We start from the raw sequence: 12,022 nt of genomic DNA, 5'->3' as shown, positions 1-12,022 counted from the left end.
CTCAGACGGTTGCCCGGCGATAGAAGGCCAGCGAGCCGGCGAGCGCCAGCAACGCGCCACCGCAGGCCCGCTCCAGCCACATGGCGCCCGAGGTTTTCAGGAAACGCACCGCCTGCGAGCCGAAGAAGGCGTAGCCGAACATGATGAGGAAATCGAGCGCGGCAAAGACAAGGGCGAGCAGCATATATTGCGTCGCCTGCGGCATGGTCGGATCGATGAACTGCGGCAGGAAGGCCGAGAAGAACAGGTAGCCCTTCGGATTGGTCGCCGCGACCATAAAGCTCTTCAGTCCGATCGAGAAGGGCGATGTCGCGCCCGCAGGCGCTCCGGACTTCAACGCCGCATCGATCGTGCCCTTCGAACGCAGCAGCATGATGCCCAGAAAAGCGAGATAGGCGGCACCCGCCCATTTCAGCATCGAAAACCAGAATTCCGATGCGGCGAGCAGTGCACCGAGCCCGATCGCGACGGCGCCGATTAGCACGAAATCGGACAGCACCGCGCCGATCATGCCGGCAACTGCCCGGCGCAGGCCATGCCGAGAGCCGTTGGTCAGCGCAAGCAGCACGGTCGGTCCGGGTGTCGCGATGCCAACGAAGGAAACAGCTGCAAAAGCCAGAAGCGTGACGATATCCATAGTGCTCCTCCGAACCCAGAATATCGAAACTTGCATGCGCCGCCGCCTTTGGCAATGCCGGCCCATGAACGAAAAAGCCCGCCGCCGTTTCAGGCAGCGGGCTCTAGAATCCATGCAATTGGATCAGACACCGCTCTGGCCGTCGGAGCCGATATAGGCGATGCGGATCATGTTGGTGGCGCCGGGCGTGCCGAGCGGCACACCGGCCGAGATGATGATGCGGTCGCCCGGCTTGCCGAAGCCTTCGTCGGCGACGATGCGGCAGGCGCGGTTGACCATGTCGTCGAGATCGGTCGCGTCATGGGTGACGACACAATGCAGGCCCCAGACGACGGCAAGGCGGCGCGCCGTCTTGATGATCGGCGACAGCGCCAGGATCGGCACCTGCGGACGCTCGCGCGAAGCGCGAAGGCCTGTGGTGCCCGACGAGGTATAACAGACGATCGCCGACAGCTTCAGCGTTTCGGCAATCTGACGGGCGGCAAGCGAGATCGCATCGGCACCGGTCGCTTCCGGCTGGGCACGCTGGGCATAGATGATGCCGGGATAATGCGGCTCGCGCTCGATGGCGGTGGCAATCGACGCCATCGTCGTCACAGCTTCGACGGGATAGTCGCCCGAGGCCGATTCGGCCGAGAGCATGACGGCATCCGCACCTTCGAAGACGGCGGTCGCGACGTCGGAAACTTCGGCGCGTGTCGGCACCGGCGCCGAGATCATCGATTCCAGCATCTGCGTGGCAACGACCACCGGCTTGCCCGAACGGCGGCAGGCGCGGATCAGCTGCTTCTGGATGCCGGGAACCGATTCGAGCGGCATTTCGACGCCGAGATCGCCGCGGGCGACCATCAATGCGTCTGACAGTTCGATGATTTCCTCGATGCGCTCGAGAGCCTGCGGCTTTTCGATCTTCGACATCAGGCCGACGCGGCCGCGGGCGATCTTGCGCACTTCGGCAAGGTCGTCGGGACGTTGGACGAAGGAAAGCGCCACCCAGTCGACATCGTCGGTGGCAAGCACTGCATCGAGATCGGCACGGTCCTTGTCCGTCAGCGCGCCGACGCCGAGCAGCGTGTCGGGAAGGCTGACGCCCTTGCGGTCGGAGATGCGCGTGCCCGAAATAACAGTCGTTACGATGCTCTTGCCGTCGCATTTTTCTGCGCGCAGGGCGAGCTTGCCGTCATCGATCAGTAGACGGTGGCCGGGCTGTACCGACTCCAGGATCTCGGGGTGCGGCAGATAGACGCGGTTCTGGTCGCCGAGGGCTTCGTTGTTGTCGAGCGTGAAGGTCTGGCCGGGCTTCAGATCCACCTTGCCGTCGACGAACTTGCCGACACGCAGTTTCGGTCCCTGCAGGTCGGCGAGAATGCCGATCGGCCGGCCGGAGCGCGCCTCGACCGAGCGGATGCGCTGGATGAGCATACGCATCATGTCGTGGCTCGCATGGCTCATGTTGATGCGGAAGACATCGGCACCAGCCTGGTGCAGCTTCTCGATCATCGATTCCTCGGAGGAGGCTGGCCCGAGGGTGGCGAGGATTTTAACTTTGCGATTACGCTTCATCAATTCTGGCTTTCTTGCGTCCCTGGGGTGTCGGAGAGTTGAACCATCCAGCTACCCTGGCGGCCCGTATCATATTCCTTGAATCCCATCTTCTGGTAACCGCGGGCATAACAATCCTGCACACCCGAGATCTTGAATTCATTTTCCGCCACGCACATCTGCACGTCACCCGTCCATCGTCCTCCCCGGGCTGCGTCCTCTGCGTAGAGGTAATAATAACGCGACTGCAATTCTCCCTCGATCAGCGTGGCGCAGGTCGTTGCCGGCACCTGCCACCAGCCCTCCGTCACCCAGCCATCCTTGGCCCGGTATCCGATCGCGACGCCGACGAGATTTTGTGTTCCATTGCAGACGCGAAAATCGGCGCGTGCGGCATCTGCGATGAAAAACGGCATGGCGGCTGCAAGAGCGAACAGAGCGAGACGGACCAGCGGTCCGGACCGCGTGAGGAAACTTGGCGCGGCTTGGATCAACACGGCTCCCAAATAGCTCCACGGTTATTCGTATCCGTGTCTTCTTGCGCCGCCGTCAAGCGAAAGTCAACGCAATGCTAATCGATTATATTTCCTTTCATAACCACCGTCGAGGGTCCGACTCAACCTCTCCCCACCTGCCGCGCTTGAACCTGCCGCAGGTGCATGCGATCACTGCGCCCGACGGCGCAATGACGAACGGCAATTCCCTGATGGACGACTTCCAATCCTTCGAAATCCTATCCGGCAAACATGACAAAGGCATGGTGATCCTCGCAGATCACGCGATGAACCGCCTTCCCGCGCGATATGGCCGGCTCGGACTGCCCGAGGCGGCCTTCGCCCGCCACATCGCCTATGACATCGGCATCGAGGGCCTGACGCGGCAGCTTTCGGCGAAGCTCGGCGTTCCTGCCGTGCTCGGCGGCTTTTCGCGTCTGCTGATCGATCCGAATCGCGGCGAAGACGATCCGACGCTGATCATGAAGATCTCCGACGGCGCCGTCATATCAGGCAATCATCCGATCACGCCGCAGGAATGGGACTACCGCATCGAAACCTTCCATCGCCCCTATCACGACGCTGTCGCCACAACGATCGACAGCGTGGCGAATGCCACCGGCAGGGCACCGCTGGTGCTGTCGCTGCACTCCTTCACCCCGGCCTGGAAAGGCATTCCCCGTCCCTGGCACGCTGCCGTGCTCTGGGATAGCGACCATCGCGCCGTCGGCCCGCTGCTCCACATGCTGCGCGCCGACCCCGATCTCGCCGTTGGCGACAACGAACCCTATGACGGCGCACTGAAGGGCGATACCATGTACCGCCATTGCATGATCACAGGCATTCCGCATGCGCTGCTCGAGGTGCGCCAAGACCTGATCGGAGATGAGACCGGCATATCAGCATGGGCCGAACGCCTGGCGCCGATCTTTGCGGCGATGAATGCCGATCCCGCCTTGCACGGATACGACGTTCATCTGTCACGCACCGGCCCCTATTGAAAGAAAGGAAGCAAGATGACCGCGCTCAGCAAGGAACAACAGACCGAATTCGAAGCTGCCGCCTTCCGCCGCCTCGTCGCACATCTTCGCGAACGCAGCGACGTTCAGAACATCGATCTGATGAATCTGGCCGGCTTCTGCCGCAACTGCCTGTCGAACTGGTATCGCGAAGCCGCAGAGGCCGAAGGTGTCCCGGTTACCAGGGACGAATCGCGCGAAATGGTCTATGGCATGTCCTATGAGGACTGGAAGAATCTTCACCAGAACGAGGCCTCGCCTGTGCAAAAGGCTGCTTTTGAACAGAACAATCCACACAAATAGCTTGGCAGGCCGCGAACAGGCTTGACCGTGACGCCGCTTCGCGGCAGTCACTGGCATCCAAACTTGATCACCGAAAAATCAGGAGAACACGATGTCTGATGCTCATGGCGTCGCCCGCGATCAGCTTCGCGCTTTCATCGAGCGCATTGAACGGCTGGAAGAAGAAAAGAAGACCATCGCCGACGACATCAAGGACGTCTATGGCGAGGCCAAGGGAATGGGCTTCGATACCAAGATCCTGAAGAAGGTCGTGGCGCTGCGCAAGAAGGACGAGCAGGAACGCATGGAAGAGGAAGCAATCCTCGACACCTACCTGCTCGCGCTCGGCATGATCGAGTCGCCGCCGGAGGGCTGATCCGCTCACATCGCCGATATCGATAAGCCGCCGGGACCTTCCGGCGGCTTTTCTTTTGCGCGCAAGGCGGAACGGCCATCTCGCTCCATCGAAACAGCAAAAAGAAAACCGCCGGATCGCTCCGGCGGTTTTCGATATTCCGTATTCGGTAGGCTCAGTTCGTGTTGAACTTGCGCACTTCCATGAAGTTCACAGCCGTGCCGCTGAAGCGGGCCGGGTCGACCGAAGCGGTCTTGACGTTGAAGCCCTCGGCATAGACGGCGGTCGGCTGGGCGCGCATCGTCTGGCTGACGAACCGCGGCGCCTTGACCTGCTTGGAGGCCATTTCCAGGCGGGCATTGGTGAGCGCCCACTGCGAAATCATCTTTTCCGTCAGCTTCGGTTCGGTGCGCACCGTCGTGCGGCTGGCATCCGCTGCGGCGGCTTCCTTATGCGTCGGGCGACCACCCTTGGCAGGAAGCCCCTGCGCCACGGCGCTTTCGACAGCCGGTTCGTCGAAGCCGTCGCCAAAGCTTGCCGATTTGGTCATTGGCGCCAAGGCGGCGAGTTCGAGCGGCGGCTTTGCGGCAGGCGCCTTTTGAGTCATCGCGGCGTTGATCGCCTGCTCAACCGTCTGCGGCGGCGCCTTCGACGCGATCTGGTTTTCCGCATCCTCGCTTCGCTGCTGGTCGAGTGCATCGGCGACGGCAGGAGACAGTGCGTCCTGATCGGCTTCGTCGGCGTCTGCCTCCGGATCGGCATCGGCCGCGGCAAGAAGGTTCTCGGCAACGGAAGGCCGTTCGATCGGCGTCGGAACCGGCAGCGCATTCGCGCCCGTCAGCACGGGATCGGTCGATGCAACCTCGGCGTCGCCAGGCGCGCGGCGCTGGCCGAGAAGCGAGGGAACCGGAATGCTGTAGGCGCTGAGATCGGCGAACTGCTGGGGCTGGGCCTGATCGGCCGGAAGGGCCGCCGCAAGAGCCTGCTGTGCGGCATTACCCGAAGGCGGGGCGACGAGCGCGCTCGCCACTTCGCTGGCCGTCGGCTGATTGCTGAATGCCGGGCGAACCTGCGGCACCGGCGCGTTCAGATCGGCGACTTCGGTCTGCTGCGGTTCGGCAGGGGGGGCGGGCTCGGCCTTCGGCGGCGTCGCTTTGGCAACGGCGACAGGCGTGGAATCATCCGACTCGTCTTCCTGCTCGTCCGCTCCGCCGCCAAACAGCGCGGCAAACAGCGTCTTGTGCTTCGGCGCCGATTCGGAAGCGCTGGCGATCTGGATCTGCGGGCCGCTGCCGCGGCGCTTATAGTCGGCCATCGCCTGCTGGTAGCCCGGCAGCGGCTTTCCGTCAGCCGGAATATGTATGGTGTTGCCGTTGGGGAAAAGCCTGACGAGTTCGTCGCGGCTCATGCGCGGCCAGGCGCGAACGCCGCCGACATCCATATGCACGAAGGGCGAGCCCGATTTCGGATAGAAGCCGACGCCGCCGACCTGCATCTTCATGCCGATGGCGCGCAGCGTCGCGAGTTTGACGTCGGGAATGAAGAAATCCATCGCCTTGCCGAGCATATGCTGGCTCTTTTCGGCGACGCCGGATTTGCGCGAGCGGCCTCGCAGCATCTCGTTGGTCCCCGGCGAACGGAAACCGCAGACGACGTTGATGTAATCCCTCGAACCGCTCTGGCGATAGACTTCCCAGATCAGATCGAACAGGCGCGGGTCCATCTTCGTCGGCTGGTTCTTGCGCCAGTCGCGCAGAAAGCGGTTCAGCTGCTCCAGACCCTTGGGGTCGAACTTGCCGTTACGCTTGTAGGTGATGACGGCTTTTTCGCCGGTATGAATGAAATAGAGCTTGAGGCTGCGGGTATCGCCCGCTGCCTGCGAAGGCGTACCAACGAATACCGGTGAGGAAACCGCGAGCGCAAGAAGGGCGGCCGCTACCGTCCTTATTGCCTTTCCGCAGATGTCGGCGCACAACAAACGCCAGCTCAAGCGCGAAGGCTTGGAATTCCCATTCAGATTCGGCAACTCGATCCCCGTCAGACAGACAATGTCCCGTACTGTCTCAGATGACTGTCAAATGCGGTCACACGATGGCAAAAATGCCACACATGATCAACCTTTTCTTTACATAGTGAACGCGCCACTAACAAGTGGTTTATGACTAGTAACAAAACGTGGTTGCCTTAATCTTAATGAAAAGCGCTTAAGCCGCATCTTTCTGGGGATTGTCGGGGTCTATGCCGTAGTCCTTGAGCTTGCGATAAAGTGTGGATCGGCCGATGCCGAGCTTGCGTGCTACTTGACTCATCTGCCCGCGATAGAATTTGAGTGCGAATCGGATGAGTTCCTCCTCGACATCGGCAAGCTTGCGCACGTCTCCGGCAGGATTGACGCTGGCGATCGCGTTTTCCGAGGCCTCGGACAGGCGGTGGTGCACCTCACCCATCGACGCCCTGAAGTCCTCGCCATAGCCGTTGTCGGGATCGAGGCCGGTATTGTCGGCAACGAGTGCCAGGTGATCCACGACGTCATATTCAGGAAGCTGGGCGGCGATCTGCGGAAAATCGGCCTCGGTCAGCTCCGGCCCTTCGGCCAGCACGACCGCGCGGAAGATCGCGTTTTCGAGCTGGCGGATATTGCCCGGCCAGTCGTAGGCCGTCAGCAAAGCGAGCGTGCCGGCATTCACCGTCATGCGGCGGCCGTTCTTCTGCTCGCTGGAGAAGCGGTCGGCAAAGACGCGCACCAGATGCGGAATGTCTTCCTTGCGCTTGCGCAGCGCCGGAATGGTGATCGGGAAGACGTTGAGGCGATAGTAGAGATCCTCGCGGAAATGGCCGTTCTTGACCTCCTCGATCAGATCCTTGTTGGTCGCAGAAATCAGCCGGACATTGACCTTGTGCGCGGTGCGCGCACCGACGGTCTCGATCTCGCCCTGCTGCACGGCACGCAGAAGCTTCACCTGCACCTCGAGCGGCAGATCGCCGATCTCGTCGAGGAAGATGGTACCGCCGTCGGCTTCCATGAATTTGCCGATATGACGCTCGGTCGCGCCGGTAAACGCGCCCTTCTCGTGACCGAAGAGAATGCTCTCCACCAGATTATGCGGGATCGCCCCGCAATTGACGGTGACGAAGGGCTTGTTCGAGCGGTCGCCGCCGGACTGGATGGCGCGCGCCACCAGTTCCTTGCCGACGCCGGATTCGCCTTCGAGCACGACGGGAATGTTGGACTGAGCCGCCCGCTGGGCGAGATCGATGACACGGAGCATCGCCGGGCTTGCCGAGACGATGTCGTCGAAACCGACCGAGCCTGAGCGCGATCGGCGTCCGGCCCGCGCTTTCACCTCGCGCTGGTCGAGCTTCATCGCATTCGAGATCGAAGTGGCGATGCGTTCGGGCGAGACCGGCTTGACGACGAAATCGAAGGCGCCGGCGCGCATCGCCTGCACCACCGTTTCGATGCCGCCTTGCCCCGTCTGCACGATGACGGGGATCTGCGTGCCGAATTCGTGAAGCGCATCGAGGAATTCGAGGCCGGTCATCTCCGGCATCATCAAGTCGAGCACGATGACGTTGAAAAGGCCGCTGTCGCGTTTGACCATTTCCAGGCCGATGCGGCCATTTTCCGCCTGGTGCACGACATGGCCGTGACGCTCGATTGCGTTCTTGAGCAGGCGGCGCTGCACGGGGTCGTCCTCGACCACGAGGATTTGCCCTGCTCCCTTGAGCTCATTGTAACCGGTCATTGTCGCCTCACTTCATGCGAAACCATAAAGCGCACTCTGACAGCAAGGCTTGAACATCCAGTTTTGAGAAATAATTGCATTTTAACGATTGCAACGGGTCGTTTTCGTGCCGAAGCGAGGCCTTTCATGCGCCGAAAGCCCCTTGATGCCGGGCCTTAGCACGCTTAGACAATCAGACCTGTTATGAAAGTGGAGAGGAATTGCGCCCATGAAAATCAAGCTCCCGCACGCTGGCCTTCTTTTATCGGCAGCAGTGCCAGCTGGGGCCGCCGATGCGGCACTCGGCGATCTGCCGGTCTGGAAGCTGCAGGATCTTTATCCCTCCGCCACCTCCACCGCCTTCGTCGCCGACATGGAAAAGGCCGGCAAGGCCGCGATCGCCTTTGAAGAAAAGTGGAAGGGCACACTCACGGAGGCGGCGGCGAAGACCGGCGCTGAGGGCATCGGCGCGGCGCTGAAGGAATATGAGGCGCTGGACGACATCATCGGCCGCCTCGGCTCCTTTGCCGGCCTGACCTATTTCTCCGACACCACCAATCCGACAAACGGCAAGCTCTATGGCGACGTACAGGCCAAGATCACCGAATTTTCCGGCCATCTCCTGTTCTTCGCGCTGGAACTGAACCGCATCGACGACGCCGTGATCGACGCCTGCATGGCGAATGATCCCGCCGCCGGACATTATCGCCCTTGGCTGCTCGACCTCAGGAAGGACAAGCCCTATCAACTCGACGACAGGCTGGAACAGCTCTTCCTCGAGAAGTCGATGACATCGGCCGCAGCCTTCAACCGCCTCTTCGACGAAACCATGGCGGAACTTCGCTATGACATCGATGGCGCGAAAGTGCCGCTCGAAGTGGCGCTGAACAAGCTGCAAGAAAAGGATCCGGAAGTGCGCCGCAAGGCAGCCATGGCGCTCGCCGAAACCTTCAAGGCGAATATCCGCACCTTTACGCTGATCACCAACACGCTTGCCAAGGATAAGGAGATCGCCGACCGCTGGCGCGGCTTCGAGGACATCGCCGACAGCCGACACCTGGCAAATCGCGTCGAGCGCGAGGTCGTCGATGCGCTGGCCGCAGCCGTCCGCGAAGCCTATCCCCGCCTTTCGCATCGCTATTACAAGATGAAGGCGAAATGGCTCGGCATGGAGCAGATGAATTTCTGGGACCGCAACGCGCCCCTTCCGGAAACCTCCAGCGCCATCATCTCGTGGCCGGAGGCGAAGGACACGGTGCTGTCGGCCTATGGCAATTTTGCCCCCGAGATGGCTGATATCGCCAGGCGCTTCTTCGACGAACAGTGGATCGATGCTCCGGTCCGTGCCGGCAAGGCGCCCGGCGCCTTCGCGCATCCGACGGTTCCCTCGGCCCATCCCTATGTGCTCGTCAATTATATGGGCAAGCCGCGCGATGTAATGACCCTTGCCCATGAACTCGGCCACGGCGTGCATCAGGTTCTCGCCGGCGCACAAGGGGCGTTGATGTGCCAAACGCCTCTGACGCTTGCCGAAACCGCTTCCGTCTTCGGCGAGATGCTGACCTTCCGCGCGCTTCTGCAAAAGACCACCGATACGCGCGAACGCAAGGCGATGCTCGCCCAGAAGGTCGAGGACATGATCAACACGGTCGTGCGCCAGATCGCCTTCTACGAATTCGAGCGGAAGCTGCACACCGCCCGCAAGGCCGGCGAACTCACAGCCGACGACATCGGCGAACTCTGGCTCTCCGTCCAGTCGGAAAGCCTTGGGCCGGCCATCAGCATTTCCGAAGGATACGAGACCTACTGGGCCTATATCCCCCACTTCATCCACTCGCCCTTCTATGTCTACGCCTATGCCTTCGGCGATTGCCTGGTGAATTCGCTCTATGCCGTCTACCAGAAGGCGGAGAAGGGCTTTCAGGAGAAGTATTTCGAACTGCTGAGGGCCGGCGGCACCAAGCACCACTCCGAACTGCTGAAACCTTTCGGCCTCGACGCCACCGATCCGTCGTTCTGGAGCCAGGGCCTGTCGATGATCGAAGGGCTGATCGACGAGTTGGAAGCGTTGGATAGAGCGGCCTGATCAGCCCTGTCCCTACGCCAAACCTCTTCCCGCAAGCGGGAAGAGGTGCCAGCAGGCGAACGAGGGATCGCGCTCCAAGAAAAGACGCCGCCGATGGCCGAAACCCAACCCACTATTCTCTTCCGCGACGACGTGACCGGACAGGTGATGCTCTTTGCCGAGCCGGCAGAGATCATCGTTGCCCAGACTGCCGCCGAATTCTTTACAGGTCTTGCCCGGATGGAGCAGGCCAAGGCTGCAGGCAAGTGGCTTGCCGGTTACATGGCCTATGAGGCCGGATACCTCTTCGAGGAAAAACTTGCCTCCTTCGCCGGGGAGCATCGCGAGACCCCGCTCATCTGTTTCGGCGTGTTCGACGCTCCACAGGCCGATACGCATCCGCTTGCCCAGCCAAAACAGCGCCCCGAAAACGAGGAATTCCTCACCGCTCCGAAAGCTGCCTGGGATTTCCCTATATATAAAGAGCGCTTCGACCGTCTTCACCAGCACCTGCGGCTCGGCGACGCCTATCAGGCAAACCTCACCATGCCGGTCGAGGCTCGCTGGAACGGCGATCCTCGTGCCGCCTTCTGGTCGCTGATCGAACGCCAACCGGTCAAATACGGCGCGCTGGTCGATCTCGGCGGCCCGATCATCCTTTCGCGATCGCCCGAACTTTTCTTCCGCACCGACGAAGAGGGCTGGATCGAGACCCATCCGATGAAGGGCACGGCAAAACGCGGCGCTGCCGCCGCCGAGGATGCCGAAATCATCGAAGCCATGCGCCGCGATATCAAGACGCAGGCGGAAAACCGCATGATCGTCGATCTCCTGCGAAACGATATCTCCCGCATCACCGAGGTCGGCACGCTCGACGTCCCGAAGCTCTTCGACATCGAGACCTATCCGACCGTCCACCAGATGGTGAGCCACGTGCAGGCGAAACTCCGCCCCGATCTTTCGATCCGCGACATCTTCTCCGCGCTCTTTCCCTGCGGTTCGATCACCGGCGCGCCGAAGATGCGGGCAATGGAAATCCTCCATGCGCTCGAGGATGTCCCGCGCGACGCCTATTGCGGCGCTATCGGCATGATCTCGCCCACCGGCGCCATGCGTTTTTCCGTCGCCATCCGCACAATCACGCTTTTTCAGGGCGGCAGGGCCGTCTTCAATGTCGGCGGCGGCATCGTCTTCGATTCGACCGCCGAGGCCGAATATGAGGAATGCCTGCTCAAGGCCCGCTTCGCTGTCGGCGACCAATGGATTGCGCGATGATCGATTTTTCGCTGATCGAGACGTTGCGCTGGCAGCCCGGCGAAGGCTTCATCCGGCTGCGGCTGCATCTCGCCCGGCTTTCGCGCTCCGCCCGTCGGCTCGGCTTCCCGCAACCGACGGAGGCAGCGGCCAAGCTCGACGAAGCCGTTACAGGTGCTGCCGGTCCGCTGCGTGTCCGCCTGACCTTCGACGCGCTAGGCCACATCGAGGTGACGAGCGCCGCCTTTGTTCCGCTCGCACCGGACACGGTCTGGACCGTCCGCCTCGCCGAATCCCGTCTAGATTCTGCTGATAGGTTGCTGCGTGTCAAAACCACGCGCCGCGCCATCTACGAGACCGCACGCGCCGAATACACGCCAGCCGAGGCCGATGAAGTTATCCTTTTGAACGAGCGCGGCGAAGTCTGTGAAGGCACCATCACCTCGATCTTCCTGGACGACGGAACCGGCATCCTGCGCACCCCGCCGATCTCCTGCGGCCTGCTCGCCGGCGTGCTGCGCACCGAGTTCATCTGCCGGCGCCAAGCCCGCGTCGGCCGTATCACGCTTGCCGATCTCGATGCCGGCACGCTTTATATCGGCAATTCGCTGCGCGGCCTGATCCGCGCAAACCTCGTCAGGAGCTGACC

11 protein-coding genes are annotated in these 12,022 nt (G+C 61.6%); 6 read left to right on the top strand and 5 right to left on the bottom strand.

Annotation, left to right across the window (positions count from 1 at the left end):
- Position 1: 1 nt before the first annotated feature.
- The 3 genes from GR198_RS22235 to GR198_RS22225 all read right to left on the bottom strand — a co-directional run bounded on the left by GR198_RS22235 (position 2) and on the right by GR198_RS22225 (position 2,685).
- Positions 2 to 637, bottom strand: coding sequence for a LysE family translocator (locus GR198_RS22235; RefSeq protein ID WP_011653474.1), 636 nt, complete (start codon positions 635 to 637; stop codon positions 2 to 4).
- 123 nt (positions 638 to 760) lie between these two features.
- Positions 761 to 2,200 carry a pyruvate kinase gene (gene pyk / locus GR198_RS22230; protein WP_003542849.1) on the bottom strand — a complete coding sequence of 480 codons (1,440 nt, stop codon included), beginning with the start codon at positions 2,198 to 2,200 and terminating at the stop codon, positions 761 to 763.
- Positions 2,200 to 2,685 (bottom strand): DUF1036 domain-containing protein, encoded by a 486-nt coding sequence (locus tag GR198_RS22225; RefSeq protein WP_011653476.1) that lies wholly within the window; start codon positions 2,683 to 2,685, stop codon positions 2,200 to 2,202. The genes pyk and GR198_RS22225 overlap by 1 nt, the downstream gene beginning before the upstream one ends.
- A 200-nt stretch (positions 2,686 to 2,885) precedes the next feature.
- Between GR198_RS22225 and GR198_RS22220 the strand changes: the two genes are divergently transcribed.
- From GR198_RS22220 to GR198_RS22210, 3 genes are all read left to right on the top strand, one after another.
- On the top strand, positions 2,886 to 3,674 hold the full coding sequence (locus GR198_RS22220; protein WP_029871916.1) for an N-formylglutamate amidohydrolase: 789 nt from the start codon (positions 2,886 to 2,888) through the stop codon (positions 3,672 to 3,674).
- A gap of 15 nt (positions 3,675 to 3,689) precedes the next feature.
- Positions 3,690 to 3,995: a DUF1244 domain-containing protein gene (locus GR198_RS22215; RefSeq protein WP_029871915.1), complete on the top strand. Its 306-nt coding sequence runs from the start codon at positions 3,690 to 3,692 to the stop codon at positions 3,993 to 3,995.
- Positions 3,996 to 4,086: 91 nt separating this feature from the next.
- On the top strand, positions 4,087 to 4,350 hold the full coding sequence (locus tag GR198_RS22210) for a DUF2312 domain-containing protein (protein ID WP_003542853.1): 264 nt from the start codon (positions 4,087 to 4,089) through the stop codon (positions 4,348 to 4,350).
- Positions 4,351 to 4,504: 154 nt separating this feature from the next.
- Here the strand turns inward: GR198_RS22210 and GR198_RS22205 are convergent, their stop codons facing one another.
- Together GR198_RS22205 and GR198_RS22200 are read right to left on the bottom strand one after the other, a co-directional pair.
- Complete coding sequence (locus GR198_RS22205) at positions 4,505 to 6,355, bottom strand: DUF882 domain-containing protein (protein ID WP_029871914.1); 1,851 nt, start codon at positions 6,353 to 6,355, stop codon at positions 4,505 to 4,507.
- A gap of 178 nt (positions 6,356 to 6,533) precedes the next feature.
- Positions 6,534 to 8,075, bottom strand: a complete 1,542-nt coding sequence (locus GR198_RS22200; protein WP_029871913.1) for a sigma-54-dependent transcriptional regulator — start codon at positions 8,073 to 8,075, stop codon at positions 6,534 to 6,536.
- Between the two features lie 208 nt (positions 8,076 to 8,283).
- Between GR198_RS22200 and GR198_RS22195 the strand changes: the two genes are divergently transcribed.
- From GR198_RS22195 to GR198_RS22185, 3 genes are all read left to right on the top strand, one after another.
- Positions 8,284 to 10,140 (top strand): M3 family oligoendopeptidase, encoded by a 1,857-nt coding sequence (locus GR198_RS22195; protein WP_164047517.1) that lies wholly within the window; start codon positions 8,284 to 8,286, stop codon positions 10,138 to 10,140.
- Positions 10,141 to 10,233: 93 nt separating this feature from the next.
- On the top strand, positions 10,234 to 11,394 hold the full coding sequence (locus GR198_RS22190; RefSeq protein WP_029871911.1) for an aminodeoxychorismate synthase component I: 1,161 nt from the start codon (positions 10,234 to 10,236) through the stop codon (positions 11,392 to 11,394).
- Positions 11,391 to 12,020 carry an aminotransferase class IV family protein gene (locus tag GR198_RS22185; protein ID WP_025395991.1) on the top strand — a complete coding sequence of 210 codons (630 nt, stop codon included), beginning with the start codon at positions 11,391 to 11,393 and terminating at the stop codon, positions 12,018 to 12,020. Before GR198_RS22190 ends, GR198_RS22185 begins: the two co-directional genes overlap by 4 nt.
- Positions 12,021 to 12,022: the final 2 nt, after the last annotated feature.

This window comes from Rhizobium leguminosarum, from assembly GCF_010668065.1.
Classification (GTDB): Bacteria; Pseudomonadota; Alphaproteobacteria; order Rhizobiales; family Rhizobiaceae; genus Rhizobium; species Rhizobium leguminosarum_S.
Note: the sequence above shows the minus strand (reverse complement) of the source record. Positions and strands in the feature narration are given on the sequence as shown.